Source organism: Pseudonocardia sp. ICBG1034 (assembly GCF_020131375.1).
GTDB classification, from domain to species: Bacteria; Actinomycetota; Actinomycetes; order Mycobacteriales; family Pseudonocardiaceae; genus Pseudonocardia; species Pseudonocardia alni.
Genome location: NZ_JAHLEK010000019.1, coordinates 180549 through 201051, shown reverse-complemented (window position 1 = coordinate 201051; position 20503 = coordinate 180549). Strand labels below are relative to the sequence as shown.

23 protein-coding genes are annotated in these 20503 nt (G+C 74.7%); 8 read left to right on the top strand and 15 right to left on the bottom strand.

Annotated elements, in window-relative coordinates; translation table 11 throughout:
- Window positions 1-32: 32 nt before the first annotated feature.
- Window positions 33-104, bottom strand: coding sequence for a putative leader peptide (locus KPF22_RS33700; protein ID WP_368858478.1), 72 nt, complete (start codon window positions 102-104; stop codon window positions 33-35).
- Between the two features lie 151 nt (window positions 105-255).
- On the opposite strand from KPF22_RS33700, the gene KPF22_RS21070 reads away from it, so the two are divergent.
- Window positions 256-1116 (top strand): LLM class F420-dependent oxidoreductase, encoded by an 861-nt coding sequence (locus tag KPF22_RS21070; RefSeq protein WP_224403090.1) that lies wholly within the window; start codon window positions 256-258, stop codon window positions 1114-1116.
- 10 nt (window positions 1117-1126) lie between these two features.
- Here KPF22_RS21070 and KPF22_RS21065 read toward each other — a convergent pair whose 3' ends face one another.
- Window positions 1127-1369 (bottom strand): hypothetical protein, encoded by a 243-nt coding sequence (locus KPF22_RS21065; protein ID WP_208824775.1) that lies wholly within the window; start codon window positions 1367-1369, stop codon window positions 1127-1129.
- A gap of 314 nt (window positions 1370-1683) precedes the next feature.
- On the opposite strand from KPF22_RS21065, the gene KPF22_RS21060 reads away from it, so the two are divergent.
- The 3 genes from KPF22_RS21060 to KPF22_RS21050 all read left to right on the top strand — a co-directional run bounded on the left by KPF22_RS21060 (window position 1684) and on the right by KPF22_RS21050 (window position 4704).
- Window positions 1684-2151: a ribonuclease domain-containing protein gene (locus KPF22_RS21060; RefSeq protein ID WP_224403089.1), complete on the top strand. Its 468-nt coding sequence runs from the start codon at window positions 1684-1686 to the stop codon at window positions 2149-2151.
- A complete protein-coding gene (locus KPF22_RS21055; protein ID WP_208824770.1) occupies window positions 2148-2519 on the top strand; it encodes a barstar family protein in 372 nt (123 codons plus the stop codon). The genes KPF22_RS21060 and KPF22_RS21055 overlap by 4 nt, the downstream gene beginning before the upstream one ends.
- A gap of 232 nt (window positions 2520-2751) precedes the next feature.
- A complete protein-coding gene (locus KPF22_RS21050) occupies window positions 2752-4704 on the top strand; it encodes an FAD/NAD(P)-binding protein (protein ID WP_208824768.1) in 1953 nt (650 codons plus the stop codon).
- A 37-nt stretch (window positions 4705-4741) separates the two neighbouring features.
- Here the strand turns inward: KPF22_RS21050 and KPF22_RS21045 are convergent, their stop codons facing one another.
- The 10 genes from KPF22_RS21045 to KPF22_RS21005 all read right to left on the bottom strand — a co-directional run bounded on the left by KPF22_RS21045 (window position 4742) and on the right by KPF22_RS21005 (window position 12786).
- Window positions 4742-5914, bottom strand: coding sequence for a YeiH family protein (locus KPF22_RS21045; RefSeq protein ID WP_224403088.1), 1173 nt, complete (start codon window positions 5912-5914; stop codon window positions 4742-4744).
- The gene (locus KPF22_RS21040) at window positions 5911-6087 is read right to left on the bottom strand and encodes a hypothetical protein (protein ID WP_208824766.1); all 177 of its coding nucleotides are present in this window, start codon (window positions 6085-6087) and stop codon (window positions 5911-5913) included. The genes KPF22_RS21045 and KPF22_RS21040 overlap by 4 nt, the downstream gene beginning before the upstream one ends.
- Before the next feature lie 92 nt (window positions 6088-6179).
- Window positions 6180-6308: a hypothetical protein gene (locus KPF22_RS32265; protein ID WP_255625042.1), complete on the bottom strand. Its 129-nt coding sequence runs from the start codon at window positions 6306-6308 to the stop codon at window positions 6180-6182.
- A gap of 96 nt (window positions 6309-6404) precedes the next feature.
- Window positions 6405-7319, bottom strand: a complete 915-nt coding sequence (locus tag KPF22_RS21035) for a sulfite exporter TauE/SafE family protein (RefSeq protein ID WP_208824764.1) — start codon at window positions 7317-7319, stop codon at window positions 6405-6407.
- Between the two features lie 136 nt (window positions 7320-7455).
- Window positions 7456-7608, bottom strand: coding sequence for a hypothetical protein (locus KPF22_RS21030; protein WP_208824762.1), 153 nt, complete (start codon window positions 7606-7608; stop codon window positions 7456-7458).
- A 370-nt stretch (window positions 7609-7978) separates the two neighbouring features.
- Window positions 7979-9310, bottom strand: a complete 1332-nt coding sequence (locus KPF22_RS21025) for a sulfate adenylyltransferase subunit 1 (protein ID WP_224403087.1) — start codon at window positions 9308-9310, stop codon at window positions 7979-7981.
- Complete coding sequence (cysD, locus tag KPF22_RS21020; protein WP_208824758.1) at window positions 9310-10248, bottom strand: sulfate adenylyltransferase subunit CysD; 939 nt, start codon at window positions 10246-10248, stop codon at window positions 9310-9312. The genes KPF22_RS21025 and cysD overlap by 1 nt, the downstream gene beginning before the upstream one ends.
- On the bottom strand, window positions 10245-10949 hold the full coding sequence (locus tag KPF22_RS21015; protein ID WP_224403086.1) for a phosphoadenylyl-sulfate reductase: 705 nt from the start codon (window positions 10947-10949) through the stop codon (window positions 10245-10247). The genes cysD and KPF22_RS21015 overlap by 4 nt, the downstream gene beginning before the upstream one ends.
- Window positions 10946-11122 (bottom strand): hypothetical protein, encoded by a 177-nt coding sequence (locus KPF22_RS21010; protein ID WP_062401491.1) that lies wholly within the window; start codon window positions 11120-11122, stop codon window positions 10946-10948. The genes KPF22_RS21015 and KPF22_RS21010 overlap by 4 nt, the downstream gene beginning before the upstream one ends.
- Window positions 11119-12786: a nitrite/sulfite reductase gene (locus tag KPF22_RS21005; protein WP_224403085.1), complete on the bottom strand. Its 1668-nt coding sequence runs from the start codon at window positions 12784-12786 to the stop codon at window positions 11119-11121. The genes KPF22_RS21010 and KPF22_RS21005 overlap by 4 nt, the downstream gene beginning before the upstream one ends.
- A 453-nt stretch (window positions 12787-13239) precedes the next feature.
- On the opposite strand from KPF22_RS21005, the gene hemW reads away from it, so the two are divergent.
- On the top strand, window positions 13240-14430 hold the full coding sequence (hemW, locus tag KPF22_RS21000; protein ID WP_224403084.1) for a radical SAM family heme chaperone HemW: 1191 nt from the start codon (window positions 13240-13242) through the stop codon (window positions 14428-14430).
- Complete coding sequence (locus KPF22_RS20995) at window positions 14427-15212, top strand: triacylglycerol lipase (protein ID WP_224403083.1); 786 nt, start codon at window positions 14427-14429, stop codon at window positions 15210-15212. Before hemW ends, KPF22_RS20995 begins: the two co-directional genes overlap by 4 nt.
- A gap of 22 nt (window positions 15213-15234) precedes the next feature.
- On the opposite strand, the gene KPF22_RS20990 is transcribed toward KPF22_RS20995, so the two are convergent.
- From KPF22_RS20990 to KPF22_RS20980, 3 genes are read right to left on the bottom strand one after another with little or no spacing between them, the layout of a single operon-like run.
- The gene (locus KPF22_RS20990) at window positions 15235-16092 is read right to left on the bottom strand and encodes an ABC transporter permease (RefSeq protein ID WP_062401494.1); all 858 of its coding nucleotides are present in this window, start codon (window positions 16090-16092) and stop codon (window positions 15235-15237) included.
- Entirely contained in the window at window positions 16089-17039 is a 951-nt protein-coding gene (locus tag KPF22_RS20985) for an ABC transporter ATP-binding protein (RefSeq protein ID WP_224403082.1), read from the bottom strand. The genes KPF22_RS20990 and KPF22_RS20985 overlap by 4 nt, the downstream gene beginning before the upstream one ends.
- Entirely contained in the window at window positions 17036-18175 is a 1140-nt protein-coding gene (locus KPF22_RS20980) for a hypothetical protein (protein WP_224403081.1), read from the bottom strand. Before KPF22_RS20980 ends, KPF22_RS20985 begins: the two co-directional genes overlap by 4 nt.
- A gap of 92 nt (window positions 18176-18267) precedes the next feature.
- Here KPF22_RS20980 and hrcA point away from each other — a divergent pair, with 92 nt between their 5' ends.
- A complete protein-coding gene (gene hrcA / locus KPF22_RS20975) occupies window positions 18268-19287 on the top strand; it encodes a heat-inducible transcriptional repressor HrcA (protein ID WP_208824747.1) in 1020 nt (339 codons plus the stop codon).
- 45 nt (window positions 19288-19332) lie between these two features.
- Window positions 19333-20499: a molecular chaperone DnaJ gene (gene dnaJ / locus KPF22_RS20970; protein WP_161151755.1), complete on the top strand. Its 1167-nt coding sequence runs from the start codon at window positions 19333-19335 to the stop codon at window positions 20497-20499.
- Window positions 20500-20503 lie beyond the last annotated feature (4 nt).

The following is a 20503-nucleotide window of genomic DNA, read 5'->3' as shown; positions in this document are numbered from 1 at the left end:
ATCTCCTGTACGAGGGGCTGCGGGGGACGGGGTCAGGAGCGGGGACAGAGGGCCCCGGCCGTCCGGCCCAGGTCGATGTGCAGCCTCCGCACGAGCGCGATCATGGGATCAGTGAACCGCACCGAACGGTTGTGCGCGACGTGACGGAGCCGACCGAACCGGCGACGCCCGCGGTCCGATGGGCGCGGTGGCGCCGGTCGCGGGGAGCGGGCTAGGCTCGAAACGGAGTTGGCTCCGTTTACGAGAGGACATGCCGTGAGGATCGGACTGCACATCGCGGACTTCACCTACCCGGCCGGACCGGCGGGCCTGGCCGACGACCTGTCCCGGATCGCCGTCGCGGCCGAGGAGCAGGGCTTCTCCCGGGTGAGCGTCATGGACCACCTCTGGCAGATCCGGCCGGTCGGGCCGGTCGAGACGGACATGCTCGAGGCCTACACCGTGCTCGGCTACCTGGCCGCCCGCACCGAGAAGGTCGACCTGCTGGCGTGGGTGACGGCGGTGACCTACCGCGACCCCGCCCTGCTGGTGAAGGCCGTGACCACCCTGGACGTGCTGTCGAAGGGCCGCGCGATGCTGGGTGTCGGCGCCGCCTGGAACGACGAGGAGGCCACCGGGCTGGGGCTGTTCTTCCCGCCGACCGCGGAGCGGTTCGAACGGCTGGAGGAGACGCTGCGCATCGCCCGTCAGATGTGGAGCGACGACGACGGCCCCTTCGAGGGGGCCCACTACCGGCTCGGCGCCACGCTGAACACGCCGCAGCCGCTGCGCAGGCCGTATCCGCCGATCCTGATCGGCGGCGGTGGGGAGCGGAAGACCCTGCGCCTGGTCGCGCAGTACGCCGACGCGTGCAACCTGTTCGGCGGTCCCGAGCTGGAGCGCAAGCTGGACGTGCTGCGCACCCGCTGCGAGGAGGTCGGGCGCGACTACGACGAGATCGAGAAGACGGTCATGGCGCGGCTGGACCCGGCCGACCCGAAGGCCGCGGTCGAGGAGCTGCGCGGCTATGCGGCACTCGGTGTGCAGCACGTGCACACGGTGGTGCCGGACGTGGCGACGATCGAGCCGCTGCGGGTGTTCGGATCGGAGATCATCCCGGCGGCGGCCGAGCTCTGACCCGCGTGGGTCAGCTGCCGGGTTGGCGGGGCATCGTCCGCAGGATCGCCACCTGTTGGTCCAGCTCGGCCGCGATCAGCTCGGCGTGCAGGGCGGCGGAGGCGCCGTCGTGCGCGGCGAGCGCGCGGTGCCGGCGCACCAGGTCGTCGATCGAGTCCAGCAGCCGGTCCACGGTCGAGCGGCCGGTCTGGGGTGCCGGGAGCTCCACGGGTGCGGGAGCCTCGGGCAGGGGGTGAATCAGCTCTGCGGTCATGCGACGTTCTCCGTTGAACGTGTCGGGATCGGGGCGTGTCATGCGCAGTCGTTCCTGGTCTCTCGAGCTCCGTTGTACCCGCTTCAACGCGCTTTTACTGCGCGTAGAACACGGGTGCGACGCAGGACACGGTGACCGGATGCACCTACGCGGTGACCGGTCGTGATCATGGCCCGTCACCGGCCCGCCGATGCGGTCGGCGGGCGAGCGGAGGGTGGTCGTCGCGGCAGCCGTGGAAACAGCGGGTGACGGGACGGTGGCGGTTCGTCGCGACGTCTGTACTCGAACGGGTGACCCGGCCTAGCGTCCGGACCATGATCATTCGACCGGATGCGCGGCCCGGGACGCGCGCCCTGATCGTCGGGGCACTCGTCGCCGTTCTGGCCGCCCTCGGCCTCGCCCTGCCCGCCGCGGCCGCCGCCGCACCCGTTCCGGCCGTGCCGGCCGCCGTCGCCGCTCCCGTCGCCCCGGCCGCCGTGCCGGGGGAGCAGGAGTCCGGGCTGCCGGTGCGGGCGCTGTCGTCGCTGCCGTCCCAGGCCACCGACACCTACCGGCTGATCCGCTCCGGCGGGCCGTACCCGTACAGCCAGGACGGGACGACCTTCCAGAACCGGGAGGGGATCCTGCCCGCGAAGTCCTCGGGCTACTACAAGGAGTTCACCGTGCCGACCCCCGGCGCGAGCACCCGCGGCGCCCGGCGGATCGTCACCGGATCGGGCGGGGAGTACTACTACACGGCCGACCACTACGCCTCGTTCGTCGTGGTAGACGTCTCGAGGTGAGCACCCTTCCCCGTGAGAGCGCCGGAACCGCCCCCGCCGTCGACGCGGCCCGGGGGCGTGCCGGTGGCTCCGGTCTCGTCGCCGTCGTCGAGGGGGTCGCGGACCGCGCCGCGGTCCTGTCCGCCCTCGGCCGGGCGCTGAGCTTCCCCGAGTACTACGGCCACAACCTCGACGCGCTGGCGGACTGCCTGGGCGATCTGTCCTGGCTGCCCGCCGGACCCGTCGAGCTCGTCGTCGCCGACGGTCCGCTCGCCGCGGCCGACCCCGGCACCCACGCGACGGTCCTGGAGATCCTCGCCGAGGCGGTCGCCGCGACGGCGGGGACCGACCGGCCGCTGCACGTCACCCTGGCCGGCCCGGCCGCCTGACGACCGTGCCGCCACCGGCCCGCGCTGACGGACGGGGTGCGGAATCCCGGAGGCCCGGTGCGGTGTTGAGGCCGGTGGACCGACCGTGGCGGGTGGCCACGGCGAGGGAGGCGACCTACCGTGGCATCCATGGGTCTCCGGCTGGTGAGGCGCAGGCACGTCGACCTGTGCCGCCTGCGGTGGGCGCCGTGAGGGGTCGTCCCCCTCCGCCCGCCGACCCAGGAGCGCCCCGATGTCCCGTAGCCCGCACGCCCCGTCCGTCGTGATCGTCGGCGCCGGCCCCCGAGGGGCCGGCGTGCTGGAGCGCATGGTCGCGAGTGCGCCCGAGCTGCTGTCCGACGCCCTCGCCGGACCCGGCGTCGACGTCCACCTCGTCGACCCGTTCCCGGCCGGGGCGGGCCGCATCTGGCGGCACGCGCAGTCCCCGCTGCTCGCGATGAACTCGATGGCCGCCGACGTCACGATGTGGACCGACTCCTCGGTCGTCTGCGACGGCCCGGTGGCACCCGGCCCGTCGTTCTGGGACTGGGCGCAGGACCTGCGGGAGCACGGCGACCCGGGGGCCGAGCTCGGGCCGGAGCTCGCCGACGAGCTGGCGCAGGTCACGGCGTCGACGTTCCCGTCACGGCGGCTGCAGAGCCACTACCTCGCCGCGGTGCTGCGCGAGGTCGTGGGCCGGGCGCCGGCCGGGATGCGGGTGCACGTGCACCGCACCACCGCCGAGGCCCTCGACGAGACCGACGGCAGGCAGGTCGTGACCCTCGCCGACGGCACCGTCCTGCGCGGCGACGCCGTCGTGCTCGCCTCCGGGCACCTCGACGCCACCCCCACCGACGACGAGATCGCGCTCGCCGCCCGCGCCGACGAGCTCGGCCTGCGCTACCTGCCCCCGGAGCAGACCTCCGACTCCGACCTGTCGGTGATCGCGCCGGGCGAGACCGTGCTGGCCCGCGGGCTGGGGCTGGCGTTCGTCGACCTCGTGGTGTTGTTGTTCGAGGGGCGCGGCGGGCGCTTCGTCCCCGACCCGGACGACGCCGACCCGGGCCGGCTGCGGTACGAGCCGTGCGGGCGGGAGCCGGTGCTCGTCGGCGGGTCCCCGCGCGGCGCGACCTACCACTCCAAGACCCACTACCAGCTACGGGCCGGGCGTCCGCCGCTGCCGCGGTTCCTCGGCCCCGACGTCACCGACGACCTCATCGCCTCCGGCGGCCCGGTCGACGTCGCCACCCGGGTGTGGCCGTTGATGGCCAAGGAGATCGGCTGGGGCTGGTACCACGAGCTGTTCGTCGGCCACCCCGACCGCGTCCGCGCCGGGTGGGACGAGTTCGCCGGGCGGTTCTCCGCCGTCGCGCACGGCTCGCCCGAGGAGGCGGCGCTGATCGCCGAGCTGGTGCCCGACCCGCTCGACCGGCTCGACCTGACCGCGCTGGACCGTCCGCTCGACGGCGTGCACGCCCCGGACCTCGAGGCGCTGCAACCCCTGGTGCGCGAACGCATCGCCGAGGACCTGCGCCAGCACGTCGACGAGCGGCACACCCCGCACCTCGGCGCGTTCGTCGCGATGCTGTCGGTCTACACCGAGACCACCCGCCTGGCCGGGTCCGGGGTGCTCTCGCCGCGCTCGCGGGCGAGGGACATGCCGTGGTGGCAGTCGTTCTTCAACTCGGTCGCCTCCGGCCCACCCGGTTTCCGGGTCCGCCAGATGCTCGCCCTGTCCCGTGCCGGGTACCTGCGGTTCCTGGGCGCCGGGATGAGCGTCGACATCGACGCCGACGGCTTCCACGCCACCAGCACCACCCTGGCCGGGGCGGCGCCGGTGACGACCCGGGTCCTGGTCGACGCCCGGCTGCCCGACCCGAGCGTCTCGCGCACGGTGGACGGGCTGCTGGGCGGCCTGCTCGCCCGCGGCGAGGCCGTCGAGGAGGTCCTCCACGACGACGACGGCGCCCCGCTGCGCAACACCGGCCTGCTGTCGGTCCGTCCGGCCGACGGCGCGCTGCACACCGCGGACGGCGGGGTGCACGAGCGACGGTTCGCGGTCGGGCCGCACACGACGGTCAAGGTCGCCGGGGCGTTCACCCGGCCCGGGATGAACGCGCAGAGCCTGCGCTACAACGACGCCGTCGCCCGCGCCGTGCTGGGCGCCCTGCCCGGCGCTGCGTCCCGCGCCGTCCCGGCGGCCTGAGCCGTCCCGCCCGGCGTGCCCGGGCGGGACGGGGACCTCAGACGGTGAGCCCGGAGAACAGCAGGACCGCCAGTCCGAGGCCGACGGCCAGGTTGACGCCGGTCGCCGCGGCGAACACCCCGATCGGGCGCCATCCGGCCTCCCGCAGCGGTGCCACCCGGAACTCCAGGCCGATCGAGACGAAGGCCAGGATCAGGAACATCGTCCGGAAGGCGTTCACGTCGCCGATCAGCGGCTTCGCGACGTCGGACCCGGCGGTCGCGACGAACACCGTCGCGATCACCGAGGCGGCGAGGAACCCGAGCACGAACTTCGGGAAGCGCTCCCAGAACTCACGCAGCCCCGGCCTGCCCGCCGACCCGCTGCGTTCCACCTTCAGCGTGAACCAGGCCGTCAGTGCCACTGCGACGACGCCCAGCAGTGCGTTCTGGGTGGTCTTGACGATGGTCGCGATCTGCAGCGCCTCCTCGCCCACGATGGCCCCGGCCGCGCTGACCGCGGCGGTGGTGTCGATGTTGCCGCCGATCCACGCCCCGGCGACGGCCGGGGACAGGCCCAGCGCCCCGACCGCCGCGGGCAGCAGGAAGATCGACGGGAGGGCGAAGATGATCACGAGGCTGGCCGTGTAGGCGAGCTGCTCCTTCCTGGCCTGCACCGCGCCGGCGGCGGCGATCGCCGCGCTGACCCCGCAGATGGACACCGCGGACGCCAGCAGGGCGCGGAGCTTGTCGTCGACCCCGGCCCGCCCGGCGAGCCACCAGGTGAAGCCGAAGACCACGGTGATCAGGACGACCGCCTGCACCACGGCCGGTCCGGCGGCGCGGACGATGACCGAGAAGTCGATCGAGGCGCCGAGCAGGACCAGGCCGGTCTTGATGAAGAACTCGGTGCGGAACCCGCCCGAGAGCCGTTCGCGCAGCCCGGTCACGGTGAGCAGGACGTTGCCGAGCAGCCCGAGCGCGATCGCGTAGACCGGGTACTCGATCGCGTCGGCGATCCCGGACAGCGCGGTGCCCTCGGCGGCGTCCGGGACGGTCTGTTCGAGGAAGCGGACGAGTCCGCCGAGGACGAGGACGACCGCGACGCCCCCGAGCCCCCACAGGACGGGGGAGCGGGTCGGCGCCGGTGGCCCGGTGTCGGGCCCGGCCTGCGGTGCGGTCGGCGGCGTGGTGTGCGGCTCGGCCGGTCGGCCGGCGTGCTGGTCGGTCACGGGACCAGCCACCCCGGCCAGAGCCCGGACAGGATCAGGACGAGCAGCAGGAGGCCGACGACGGTCGCGGCCCAGTCCTCGTTCAGGGCGAGACGCCGCTGGGCGGGCACGTCCCCTGGCTCGCGGTCGGTCCCGGCGCGGGAGCCGGGTGGGGTGTCGGACGGGGTGCTCACGGGTGACCCCCGGAGGTGGTGCGGGACATGGGGTTCCTCACGACGGGTGGGTGCGGGCGCAGGACGGCGCGCGACCCGGCCCGGGGCGCGCGTCAGCGCCGCGGACAGAACTCGTCGTAGGCGTGCGGCCGCCGGGACGGCCAGAACTCCTCCCGGTGCCGCGCGAGGTGCGCGAGGACCGCGGGGTGCGTCGCGCAGCGACGGGACACCGGGGCGGTCATGGCCCGATCGTGCGCGGTCGGACCGAAGGGGACAAGGTGTCGCCCACGGGACGGACGGGATGTCCGTACATCCCGTCCGTCCGGCCCGTGGGGAGGTCAGCCGGTGGAGACCGGCTGCTCCGCCTCGGCCGGGGACGCCGCGCCCTCGGTCCGGCTGCGGCGCAGCCGGGTGACCGCTACACCGATCGCCAGCGCCCACAGCGCGAGGATGACGAGGTAGACGCCCGCGGTCACCGGACCGCTCGCGTCGGCGGCCCGCAGCAGCGTCCGGGCGTTGGTGAGGATGATGACGCCGCCGACCGCCGAGCCCAGTACCGGCGCCGGGATGCGGGTGACGAGCCAGGCCGCCAGCGGTGCGGCCAGCACCCCGCCGATCAGCAGCCCGCCGATGGTGGAGGGGTCGAGCACCTCGTGGCCGAGCCCGACGAGGAACCCGACGCTCGCGGCGAGCGCCACCAGGAACTCCGAGGCGCTGACCGAACCGACGACGGTGCGCGGTGCGGTCCGCCCGGCGCCGAGCAGCGCCGGGGTGGAGACCGGGCCCCACCCGCCGCCGCCGGACGCGTCGACGAAGCCGGCGACCAGCCCGAGCGGGGACAGGAACCGGGCGCCGTGCGGGGAGGTGCGGGCGGTGGCGACCCTCGGCGGCCGCACGCTGAAGCGCAGCAGGACGTAGACGCCGAGGGCGAGCAGGATCCCCGACATGTACGGGGCGGCGTTCTCGGTGGACAGGGCCGACAGCAGCGTCGCTCCCAGGAACGCGCCGACCGCACCGGGCACGCCCAGCTTGAGCACGAGCTTCCAGTCGACGTTGCCGAAGCGCCAGTGCGAGGCGCCGGAGGCGAGCGTGGTGCCGACCTCGGCCAGGTGCACCGAGGCACTCGCGGTGGCCGGGTTGATCCCGGCGAAGATCAGCAGCGAGGTCGAGGTGACGCCGTAGGCCATGCCGAGTGCGCCGTCGACCAGCTGGGCGGCGAGGCCGACGAGGGCGAAGACGATGAGTGTGGGCACGGACGATCCTTCCCGGGCTGCCGGTGGACGCGGTCCCGGGCCCCGGCACGTCCCGATGGGGACGCGGGGTGAGGGGCGGCCGCGGTCACGGTGACCGGTGGTGTGGTGGGGGTGGCGCTCGGCGCCGTGGGCCGGGTCAGCGAGCGCGACAGAACTCGTCGAACGCGTCGAGCCGGCGCGACGGCCAGAACCGCTCGAGGTGCGCGACGAGGTGCCAGGACACCGCCGGATCCGCCTGCGAGCGGCCGGGTGACAGGACCCGGTCGGTGGGCGTGGCGGTGGTGGTCACCGATCCATGGTGGAACGCGAGCGGGGTGTCGACAAGCCGACGTCCGCAGGTCGGGACCGCGGCGAAGATGTCCGGACAACGGCTGTGACCAGCTGGTGTCGGGATGGTTTCGGGGTCGGCCCGCTGTCGTGGGCTGCGGCTGTGACCCGATACACCGGGGCCGGTCCGGACACCGTGCGCCGTCGCGCCACCCGGTGATCGCCGGCAGTGAGGGGATCGGTGCCGGTTCGGGCACCGATCCCCTCACTCGTCGCGATCATCGCCGGATCGCGACGCCACGGGCCCGTCGGTCGCGGTCGTCGTCGCGGGGCCGGGGACGACCGCGGCCCCGCACCCGGAGCGGGTGCGGGGCCGTCGGGCGCGGTCACCGTCAGCCGGCGGCCGGCACCGCCGCGAGCGGGTCGCCCACCAGACCGGCGGCGAGCGTGTTGCCCGTCGGCGGGTCGATCAGCAGGAACCCGCCGGTGGTGCGGACCCGGGCGTAGGAGTCGACCGGCAGCGGGTCGGCGACGCGCAGCGACACCCGGCCGATGTCGTTGATCTCCAGCTTCTCCGGCGCGGCGGCGTAGGACACCGTCTCGGTGTCCAGCCGCGACCCCAGCGCCCCGACGATCACCTGGGTGGTGCGGGTGCCGTGCTTGAGCAGCAGCCGGGCGCCCGGGAGCAGCGGCTTCTCGGCCAGCCAGCACAGCGTCGCGTCGATCTCGGAGGTGACCTCCGGGACGTCGGACGCGGCCGCGATCAGGGCGCCGCGGGGCGCGTCGATGTCGTCGGCGAGCAGCACCGTCACGCTCAGGCCCGCCCCGGCGGCGGCCAGCGGGCCGTCGGCGGTCCGGACCTCGGAGACGGTGGTGCGGTGCCCCTCGGGCAGGACGACGACCTCGTCGCCCGGGCGGACGGTGCCCGAGGCGACCTGGCCGGCGTAGCCGCGGTAGTCGTGCAGGTCACCGAGCGAAGCGTCAGCGGAGCGAGACTCGGCACCGTTCCTGGGGCGGATCACGTACTGGACCGGCATCCGGAACGGGGCGTCGGCGTCGGGGCCGTCGACCGGGACCGACTCCAGGTGCTCCAGCAGCGTCGGCCCGGTGTACCAGGACGTGTTCCCGCTGCGGAACGCCACGTTGTCCCCGACCAGCGCGGACACCGGGATGACCTGGACGGCGTCGTCGGTGAAGCCCAGCGAGCGGGTCAGCTCGGTGAACTCGCGCTCGATGTCGGCGATCTTCGCCTGGTCGTACTCGATCAGGTCGATCTTGTTGATCGCCAGGACCAGGCGCGGGACGCGCAGCAGCGACAGCACCGCGGCGTGCCGGCGGGTCTGGGAGACCACGCCGTTGCGGGCGTCGACCAGCAGCACCGCCAGCTCGGCGGTGGACGCGCCGGTGACGGTGTTGCGGGTGTACTGGACGTGGCCCGGGGTGTCGGCGAGGACGAACTCCCGGGTCGGCGTGCCGAAGTAGCGGTAGGCGACGTCGATGGTGATGCCCTGCTCGCGCTCGGCGCGCAGGCCGTCGACGAGCAGCGACAGGTCCGGCGTCGACATCCCCTTGTCGACCGAGGCGCGCTCGACGGCCTCGATCTGGTCGGCCAGCACCGACTTGGTGTCGTAGAGCAGGCGCCCGACCAGGGTGGACTTGCCGTCGTCGACGGAGCCCGCCGTGGCGAAGCGCAGCAGGTCGCGCGGGGCAGTGGTGTCGACCATCAGAAGTAGCCCTCCTTCTTCCGGTCCTCCATCGCGGCCTCGGACAGCCGGTCGTCGGCCCGGGTCGCGCCACGCTCGGTGAGCCGCGACGCGGTGACCTCGGCGATGACCTCGTCGAGGGTGGTGGCGGTGGACTCGACCGCGCCGGTGCACGAGCCGTCGCCCACCGTGCGGTAGCGGATGGACCTGCGCTCCAGTCGCTCGCCGTCGCGCGCTCCGCCCCAGGGGCCCTCGGCGAGCCACATGCCGTCGCGCTGGAAGACCTCGCGCTCGTGCGCGTAGTAGATCGACGGCAGCTCGATGCCCTCGCGCCGGATGTAGCGCCAGACGTCGAGCTCGGTCCAGTTGGAGATGGGGAAGACGCGGACGTGCTCACCGGCGGCGTGCCGTCCGTTGTAGAGGTTCCACAGCTCCGGGCGCTGCTTGCGCGGGTCCCAGCGGCCGAACGCGTCGCGCAGGCTCATGATCCGCTCCTTGGCCCGCGCGCGTTCCTCGTCGCGCCGGCCGCCGCCGAACACGGCGTCGAAGCGGTGCTCGGCGATCGCGTCGAGCAGCGGCTGGGTCTGCAGCGGGTTGCGGGTGCCGTCGGCGCGCTCGACGAGCCGCCCGTCGGCGAGGTAGTCCTCGACGCGGGCGACCTCCAGGCGCAGCCCGTGCTGCGCGGCGACCCGGTCCCGGAACTCGATGACCTCCGGGTAGTTGTGCCCGGTGTCGACGTGCAGCAGGCCGAAGGGCACCTTCGCCGGCGCGAACGCCTTGATGGCCAGGTGCACCAGCAGCGTCGAGTCCTTGCCGCCGGAGAACAGGATCACCGGGCGGTCGAACTCACCGGCGACCTCGCGGAACACGTGGATCGCCTCGGACTCCAGCGCGTCGAGCGCGTCCAGGGCCGGGGTCGTGACGGCGGCGGTCACGGCGGTCTCCTCCAGGGTCGTCATGCGTGCAGCCCGCACTCGGTCTTGGCACGCCCGGCCCAGCGGCCGGAGCGGGGGTCCTCGCCGGGCTTCGGCTTCGCGGTGCAGGGCGCGCAGCCGATGCTCGGGTAGCCGGCGTCGACGAGCGGGTTCACCAGGATCCCGTGCTCGGCGATGTAGGCGTCCATGTCCTCGTCGGACCACGCGGCGATCGGGTTGATCTTCACCAGGCCGAACTTCTCGTCGTAGGTGACCAGCGGCGTGTTCGCCCGGGTCGGGGCCTCGACGCGGCGGACGCCGGTGACCCAGGCGTCGTAGCCGGACAGCGTCCGCTCCAGCGGGACGACCTTGCGCAGCGCGCAGCAGCGGTCCGGCTCGCGGGCGAACAGGTCCTTGCCGTACTCGGCGTCCTGCTCGGCGACCGTCTGGTCCGCCTGCGCGTCCACGATGCGCAGCCGCGGGTAGACGGCGTCGACCGCGTCGCGGGTGCCGATGGTCTCCGCGAAGTGGTAGCCGGTCTCCAGGAACAGCACGTCGACGTCCGGCCGGGCCCGCTGGGCCAGGTCGACGAGCACGGCGTCCTGCATGTTGGAGGCGACGATCAGCCGGTCGCCGAAGGTCTCCGCGGCCCAGGCGAGCAGCTGCTCGGCGGTCGCGTCCGGGCCCAGCTCGGCGGCACCGCGCTCGGCGGTGGCGCGCAGGTCGGTCTCCAGGGCAACACTCATGATTCCGCTCCCGAGGTCTCGGGGACGCCGATCCCCACGAAGGTCACGACGAAGGTGCGCAGGCAGCCCGCGCACCACCAGGCGGCGCCGGGGACCTTCTCGGACCGCTCGGCCGGGCGCAGGTCCTCCTCGCCGCAGTACGGACAGTGGAACGGCGTGACCCGCCCGCTCACTTCAGGTCCTCCTCGTCGGCCCGCAGGACCCACTGGGCGAACCGCTCGTCGCCGTCGCGCTGCTCGGCGAAGCGGCGCACGACGCGCTCGACGTAGTCGCCCAGCTCGGCGCTGGTGACCTTGAGCCCGCGCAGCTTGCGGCCGAAACCGGAGTCCAGCCCCAGCCCGCCTCCCAGGTGGACCTGGAAGCCCTCGACCTGGTTGCCTCCCGCGTCGGTGACGATCTGGCCCTTGAGGCCGATGTCGGCGACCTGGGTGCGGGCACAGGCGTTCGGGCAACCGTTGAGGTGCAGCGAGATCGGGACGTCCGGGACGACGTCGGCGAGGCGCTTCTCCAGGTCCTCGACCAGCCGGATCGCGCGTTCCTTTGTCTCGACGATCGCGAGCTTGCAGAACTCGATGCCGGTGCAGGCCATCGTGGAGCGGCGCCAGGTCGACGGCCGCGCGGGCAGGCCCAGCCTGTTGAGGTCCTCGATCAGTCCGTCGAGCTTGTCGTCGGCGACGTCCAGCACGACGATCTTCTGGTACGGGGTGAACCGGATCCGGTCCGACCCGGCGCGCTCGGCGGCGTCGGCGACGGCGAGCAGCGTCGTGCCCGACACGCGGCCCGACGGCGGGGCGACGCCGACGTAGTTGCGGCCGTCCTTCTGCTTGTGGACGCCGACGTGGTCGATGGGCCGCTCGGGGACCGCCGGGGCGGGGCCGTCGACGAGCTTCCGGCCCAGGTACTCGTCCTCCAGGATCTGGCGGAACTTCTCCGGGCCCCAGTCGGCGATGAGGAACTTGATGCGGGCGCGGTGGCGCAGGCGGCGGTAGCCGTAGTCGCGGAACACCTGGATGACGCCGTGCCACACGTCGGGGACCTCGTCGAGCGGGACCCAGGCGCCGAGCCGCTCGGCGATCCGCGGGTTGGTCGACAGCCCGCCGCCGACCCACAGGTCGAAGCCGGGGCCGTGCTCGGGGTGCTCGACGCCGACGAAGGAGATGTCGTTGATCTCGTGCGCGACGTCCTGCTGCCAGGAGATCGCGGACTTGAACTTGCGCGGCAGGTTCGACAGCTCGCGGTCGCCGATGAAGCGGCGCACGATCTCGTCGATGGCCGGGGTCGGGTCGACCACCTCGTCGGCCGAGACGCCGGCGACCGGGGACCCCATGACCACACGGGGGCAGTCGCCGCAGGCCTCGGTGGTCTGCATGCCCAGCGGCTCGATCAGCTTCCAGATCGCCGGGACGTCCTCGACGCGGATCCAGTGGTACTGGATGTTCTCCCGGTCGGTGACGTCGGCGGTGTCGCGGCCGTAGCGCTGCGAGACCTCACCGAGCGCACGCAGCTGGGCGACGTCCACCGACCCGCCGTCGAGGCGTACGCGCATCATGAAGTACTCGTCGTCGAGCTCCTCGGGCTCCAGCGCCGCGGTGCGGCCGCCGTCGATCCCGGGCCTGCGCTGGGTGTAGAGCCCCATCCAGCGGAACCGTCCGCGCAGGTCGGCGGGGTCGATCGAGTCGAAGCCGCGCCGGGCGTAGACGTTCTCGATCCGCGCGCGCACGTTCAGCGGATTGTCGTCGCGCTTGCTGCGCTCGTTGGGGTTCAGCGGTTCGCGGTGGCCGAGCTTCCACTGCCCCTGGCCCTTCGGGCGGCGGGGTGCGGTCTTCGAGGGCGCCATGTGGTGGGTGCTCCGATGTCGGGCGGACCGGGCACACCCCGGCCCGGGACAGGGCACGGAGCGGCCCGGGGCGGTTCGGGAGGGGCCGTCGGGTCAGCGACGACGACAGAGCGCGCTACGGGTCCGGTTCAGGTCCACGTGGCGACGCGCCACGAGGCGGAGACGGAGTGCGGGCACGGATACAGGGTGCCACGGTGTCCGGACCTGCCACAAAGTGATGTTCGCATCCTGGGAGGGGTGGGCGGATAGGTCCGGACGTTCACCGCGCGGTGTCCGGTCCGCCCGGAATCACCGGGGTCACGGGCCCGGTGGAACCCATGGTCCACCGCGGGGACTCCGGATGCCACCCCGTCGCGAACGGCCCGTCCCGTGCGCCCCGGACCTGCCGGGGAGCGGTCCGGGCCCGAGGTGCGCCCGGCACCGACCGGCCCGGCGGTGGCACACTCGCCGGACGTGACCCCCGTGCCGCCGGCCTTCGGGCTCTACGTCCACGTGCCGTTCTGCGCGACCCGCTGCGGCTACTGCGACTTCAACACCTACACCGCCTCCGAGCTCGCGGGCGACGCTGCGTCCCCGGACGGCTGGCTCGCCGCCGCCCGCGCCGAGATCGCGCTCGCCGCCCGCACCGTGGGGGACCGCACCGTGGAGACGGTGTTCGTCGGCGGCGGCACCCCGTCGCTGATCGGCGCCGACCGGCTCGTCGCGATGCTCGACGCGGTCCGCGAGCACCTCCCGCTCGCCGCCGACGCCGAGGTCACCACCGAGTCCAACCCCGAGTCGGTCTCGCCGCAGTTCTTCGACCGGCTCCGGGCCGGCGGGTTCACCCGCATCTCGCTGGGCATGCAGTCCGCCGCCCCGCACGTGCTCGCCGTACTGGACCGCACGCACACCCCGGGGCGCGCCGTCGCCGCCGCCCGGGAGGCCCGGGCCGCCGGGTTCGGCCACGTCAACCTGGACCTGATCTACGCCACCCCCGGCGAGACCGACGACGACCTGCGCGCCTCCGCCGACGCCGTCCTCGACGCGGGGGTGGACCACGTCTCGGCCTACGCGCTGATCGTCGAGGACGGCACCGCGCTGGCCCGCCGGGTCCGCCGCGGGGAGCTGCCCGCCCCCGACGACGACGTCGCCGCCACTCGCTACGAGCTGCTCGACGCGCGGCTGCGCGACGCCGGGCTGTCCTGGTACGAGGTGTCGAACTGGTCGCTGCCCGGCGCCGAGTGCCGGCACAACCTGGGCTACTGGCGCGACGGCGACTGGTGGGGGATCGGTCCCGGCGCCCACTCCCATCTGGCCGGGACGCGCTGGTGGAACGTCAAGCACCCGGCGCGCTGGGCGGGCGCGCTCGCCGCGGGGGAGACCCCCGAGGGCGGTCGCGAGGAGCTCACCGCGGACGAGCGGCACACCGAGCGGGTCATGCTGCGGCTGCGCCTCGCCGAGGGCATGGCCCTGACCCTGCTGCACGACGGCGGTCGCGCGGCCGCCGCCCGCGCCGTCACCGAGGGGCTGCTGGACCCGGCGGCGCACGCCGCGGGCCGCGCGGTGCTGACCGACCGCGGACGGCTGCTGGCCGACCGGGTCGTCACCGACCTGCTGATCGCCGACGACACCCCGGCCGCCGGCACCCCGGCGGGGGCCCGGTGAGCCCGCGCCGCCGGGCGCTGCTGGTCGTCGCCGCACTGCTGGTGGTGGTGGGTGTGGTGGCCGCCGTCGTCGCGGTCCTGCCCGAGGGGTCCCGCGGAGCCGGCGGGCCCGTCGCCCAGGACCGGCCGGGCCCGGTCCTGCTCGTCCCCGGCTACGGCGGCGACCGCACCGGCCTGGAGGTCCTCGCCGGGGCCCTGCGCACCCAGGGCCGCGATGCGCGCGTACTGGCCCTCGACGGCGACGGCACCGGCGACCTCGACCGGCAGGTGGAGGTGCTGGACCGGGCGGTCACCGTCGCGACCGACGCCGGGGCGCCGTCGGTCGACGTCGTCGGCTACTCCGCGGGCGGCGTCGTCGCGGGGCTGTGGGCGATCCGCGACGACGGCCCGGCCCGGGCCCGGCGGATCGTGTCGATCGGCTCCCCGCTGGCCGGGACGACGGTGGCCGGCTCCGCCGCGGCCGTGGCCCCGGAGGCGTGCCCGCGGGCGTGCCGTCAGCTCGCCCCGGGGTCGGCGCTGCTGGGGGAGCTCGCCGGGGCCGGGACGGTGGTGCCCTGGCTGTCGGTGTGGACCGACCGTGACCAGGTCGTCACCCCGCCGACCTCGGCCCGCCTCGACGGTGCGGTCAACGTGGAGCTGCAGCAGCTGTGCCCGGGCTCGACCGTGGACCACGGCGCCCTGCCCGCCGACGACGCCGTGATCGGCCTGGTCGTCCGTGCCCTGTCCACCGCACCGATCGACGAGGCCCCGGCCGCCTGCGGCACCCTGCGCGCCGCGGGCTGAGACGGGCCGGCGCGGCGGGCACTCAGCTCGCGATGTCCTTGGTCGCCAGGTTCGCCCACGCCGCCCCGACGGCGACGGCGACCCAGCCCGCCTGCACCCACGCCCCGGTGCGGGCGGCGTCGTAGAGGACCGGGTCGCGGTAGAGGTCGATCCAGGCCAGCCAGTGCGCCGTCGGCAGGAAGTCGACGAAGGCGGCCGAGGCGTCGAGGGCCTGCAGCGACGCGCTGGTCACCACGACCGCGAGCACCGCGAGCGCCGCCGCGAGCGGGGAGTCGGTCAGGGTGGAGAAGAAGATCCCCAGCGCGCCCAGGGTGAGCATGCACAGCGCCAGGTAGGCCACGGTCAGCCCGGTCCGGGTCGCCAGGTCCACCGGTTCGATCACCGTCCCGGACAGCGACGCGACCGAGCCGGGCCCGGCGTCGACCGGGGGCAGGGTGAGACCACCGGTGGCGGTGGTGGTGCCGGTGCCGAACACCGCGATCCCCACCGCGTAGGACGTCAGCACCACCAGCGTCACCGCGGTGACCACGAAGAACGCCACCGACACCAGCTTCGCCACCAGCAGCCGCAGCCGTCCGACCGGCCGGATCAGCAGGTAGCGCAGGGTCCCCGCGGCGGCCTCCCCGGCGACGGTGTCCCCGGCGACCACCGCCACGGTGATCGGCAGCAGGATCGGCAGCACCAGCGCCAGCGCGAACGCCGGGAAGATCTGCCCGTTCGTCGCGACCGCGGACAGGAACGCGGGCCCCTGCCCGGGCGGCGGGAGGATCCCGGTGGCCGACACGACCACCGCGACGAGCGCCGGCAGCGCGCACAGCAGCAGCCAGCACAGCCACACCCGGGTGCGGCGCAGCAGCAGCGCGAGCTCGACGAGGATCACCGCGCCACCCCCCGCCCGGCCGTGGCCACCCGGTCCGAGCCGTCACCGGTCCGTTCCAGCACCACCTGTTCCAGGGTGCGGCACTCCGGTTCCAGCGACGTCACCGGCACCCCGGCCCGCACCAGGTGCGCGTTGAGGTCGGCGGGGTCGACGGCGCGGACCACGAGCCGGTCGCCGTCGGCGGACTCCAGCGCCCGGCCGAGCACCCGCGCCGCGGCCGCCGGGGCCGGGGTGCGGACGACGACCCGGCCGGTCGGTGCCCGCAGCTCGTCGAGGTCCTGGGTGAGCACGAGGTGCCCGGCGTCCATCACCCCGACCCGGGTGCACAGCGTCTCCACCTCGGCGAGCAGGTGGCTGGACAGCACCACGGTCGTGCCCCGCTCGTTCAGCGCGGTCAGCAGGGCGCGCATCTCGCCGATGCCCCGCGGGTCCAGGCCGTTGGTCGGTTCGTCGAGCAGCAACAGCTCCGGGGCGCGCAGCAGCGCCGAGGCGATGCCCAGGCGCTGGCGCATCCCCAGCGAGTAGGCCCGCACCGGGCGGCGGTCGACGCCGCCCAGGCCGACCTGCTCCAGGGCCTCCTGCACGCGTCGTCGCCGGTCGGCGGGCCGGTGCAGCGGGCCGCCCACCGAGCCCGCCGCGTCGAGCAGGGTCAGGTTCGCCCGGCCCGACAGCGCCGGCCATGCGGCGGGGGACTCGACCAGCGCCCCGACCCGCGGCAGCACCGTGCGGGCGGCCCGCGGCATCGGCGAACCCAGCACCTCGATCGACCCCGAGGTGGCGTGCACCAGCCCGAGCAGCATCCGCACCAGCGTCGTCTTGCCGGAGCCGTTCGGGCCCAGCAGCCCGAACCGGGAGCCGGCGGGCACCGCCAGGTCGACGCCGTCGACGGCGGTGACCCGGCCGAACCGCTTGGTCACCGCGTGCGTCGCGACCACCGGGCCGTTCACCGGCGGGTCCCCATCAGCTCGACGGCGGCGGACTCCAGCACACCGGGCCGCACCGTCCCGGCCAGCAGCACCCCGCGCCGTCGCCGACGGGCGACGACCAGGCTGAGCAGGGGCGTCGCCACCCGGGCGGCCGAGCCGCCGGGCAGGCCCGCCACGTCCACCCCGCCCGCGGCGGCCGAGCCGCGCACGATCGCGTCGACGACCTCCGGCGCGGCCGGGACCAGCACGAACCGGCCGACCCCGGTGCCGTAGACACCGACCCCGGGCAGAAGCTCGGCGGCCGGGACGTCCCCGGACACCGGCAGCTCCACCCGGTCCCGGCCGGCGAGCCGGTCCGGCGGGGGCACCGCGCCGACCCCGCGCAGCGAGCCGGTCAGGTCGTCGGGACGGGCCCGCACCCGCTCCGCCGACGACGGCGGCGCCGGGACCAGCGCCGCGGCCGGCGGCGCGGCGGTGTCCACCGCCTCGAACGCCGTCTCCAGGAGCGGGCCCGCGCCGTCCCGGGCGGTGATCTCGACCGCGACCGGGAGGGCGCCGTCGCCGACGGGGACCGACCACACGTCGATCCGCCCGGCCAGGCTGTCCGGGTCGGCCGGGGTCACCCGCAGCCCGGCCGCGGCCCGCCCGGCGACCCGCCGTGCCGGCAGCGCCGTCACCGGGTCGTCGGGGGTCGCGCCGAGCAGCCGGCGGGCCAGGTCGGCCGGGGCGAGGTCCGAGGCCCGCGGGAAACGCACCGGGGCGAGCGGGGAGACAGTGGTCAACCGGTTCGCGCCGTAGTCCCAGATCCGCTCGACCTGTCCGTCGCGGTAGGTGTCGACCTCGCCGACCGGGGTCAGCTCGTCGACCCGCCAGCGGCCCGCGTCGGCGACCTGGACGCGGATCCGGGTGGTCGTGGACAGCAGCCGGGCCGCGGACCCGATCGGCGCGACGGTGGGCAGCCCGAGCCGGCCGGTCGCCGTCGCCAGGCCGGAGTGGGGGACGACACCCGCCAGGATCCGGGCCCGCAGCGCGGCCGGGTCCGGGGTCCCGGCGACGTCGCCGACGGGGAGCCATCGGTCGGTCGTGCCCACCGCGACCAGGGCGACGGCACCGGCACCGACGAGCAGGGAGCGCCGGCCGAAGCGGCGTGCGGACATCACCCCGCCCACCGTGCCACGCCGCGTGCCCCGGCCGCGCGGCCACGGCGGCGCCTAGAATGGACGGGGCACACCGGGGGAGGTGCGAGGAGATGAACGCCGACGAGCGGCGGTTCGCCGTGCTGCGGGCCATCGTGGCCGACTACGTGTCGACGCAGGAGCCCGTGGGGTCCAAGGCCATCGTCGACCGGCACAATCTCGGGGTGTCGAGCGCGACGGTGCGCAACGACATGGCCGTCCTCGAGGAGGACGGCCTGATCGCGCAGCCGCACACCAGCGCGGGCCGGATACCCACTGACAAGGGCTACCGGCAGTTCGTCGACCGGATCTCGCAGGTCAAGCCGCTGTCGTCGGCCGAGAAACGGGCCGTGCAGACGTTCCTGGACGGCGCCGTCGACCTCGACGACGTACTGCGCCGCTCGGTGCGGCTGCTCGCGCAGCTGACCCGCCAGGTCGCCGTCGTGCAGTACCCGACGCTCACCCGTTCCACGGTCCGCCACCTCGAGGTCGTGCAGCTGACCCCGGCCCGGCTGATGCTGGTGCTGATCACCGACTCCGGGCGCGTCGACCAGCGCGTCGTCGACCTGGGGGACGTGCTCGCCGACGCCGACGTCGCCCGGCTGCGCGAGATCCTCGGCAACGCCCTGGGCGGTCGCAAGCTCGCCGAGGCCTCCGCGGCCGTGGCCGAGCTGCCGGAGACGGCCCCGGAGGACCTGCGCACCCCGCTGCTGCACCTCGCGACGGTGCTCATCGAGACCCTCGTCGAGCACCCCGAGGAGCGGATGGTGCTGGGCGGCACGGCCAACCTGACCCGCAGCCACGCCGACTTCCCCGGCTCGCTGCGCCAGGTCCTGGAGGCCCTGGAGGAGCAGGTCGTGGTCATGCGGCTGCTCGCGGCCTCGCAGGACTCCGGGCTGGTGACGGTCCGGATCGGCGAGGAGAACGAGGCCGAGGACCTGCGCACCGCGTCCGTGGTCACGGTGGGGTACGGATCGGGTACCCCGCTGGGCGGGATGGGCGTCGTCGGACCGACCCGGATGGACTACCCGGGCACGATCTCGGCGGTGCATGCGGTCGCCCGGTACGTGGGTGAGATCCTGACCGGTCGGTAGACCTTTCATCGTCGTTGTACGTACTTCACTGAGGAAAAGAGCCAGGTGGCACGCGACTACTACGGGATCCTGGGCGTCGAGCGCGGCGCCGACGCCTCGGAGATCAAGCGGGCGTACCGCAAGCTCGCCCGTGAGCTGCACCCGGACGTCAACCCCGACCCCGCGGCACAGGAGCGGTTCCGGGAGGTCAGCGCCGCCTACGAGGTGCTGACCGACCCCGAGAAGCGCCGGGTCGTCGACCTCGGCGGCGACCCCCTCGACGCCCGCGGCGGGGGTGGTGGCGGCGGTGACCCGTTCGCCGGGTTCGGCGGGTTCAGCGACATCATGGACGCGTTCTTCGGCGGCACCGCCGGCGGCGGACGCGGGCGCGGCCCGCGCAGCCGGGTCCAGCCCGGCGCCGACGCGCTGATCCGGATGGAGCTGACGCTGGAGGACTGCGCCGCCGGTGTGCAGCGCGACCTCGCCGTCGACACCGCGGTCCTGTGCACCCAGTGCCAGGGCTCCGGCTGCGCCGAGGGCACCCACCCCACCGCCTGCGACACCTGCGGCGGCTCCGGGGAGATCCAGAGCGTGCAGCGCTCGTTCCTCGGGCAGGTCGTCACCGCACGGCCCTGCCCGACCTGCCGCGGGTTCGGCGAGGTCATCCCCGACCCCTGCCGCCAGTGCGCGGGCGACGGCCGGGTCCGGTCGCGGCGCACCGTCGCCGTCAAGATCCCGGCGGGCGTCGCGGAGGGCATGCGGGTGCGCCTGTCCGGCCAGGGCGAGGTCGGTTCCGGCGGCGGTCCCGCCGGTGACCTCTACGTCGAGGTGGAGGAGGCGCCGCACGAGCTGTTCACCCGCGACGGCGCCGACCTGCACTGCACGCTCCCGCTACCGATGACCGCGGCCGCGCTCGGCACCACGTTGCCGTTGCCGCTGCTCGACGGCTCGGTCGCCGAGATCGACGTCGAGGCGGGCACCCAGCACGGCACGGTCCGCACGCTGCGCGGCAAGGGCATGCCCCGGCTGCGCTCCACCGGGCGCATCGACGGCCACGGCGACCTCCTCGTGCACGTCGAGGTGGCGGTGCCGACCCGGCTGGACAAGGAGCAGACCGACCTGCTGCGCCGGCTCGCCGAGCTGCGCGGGGAGGAGCAGCCGGACCTGATCGGCGGCTCCCGCAACGGGCACGGCCTGTTCTCCAAGCTGCGCGACAGCTGGACCGGACGCTGACCCG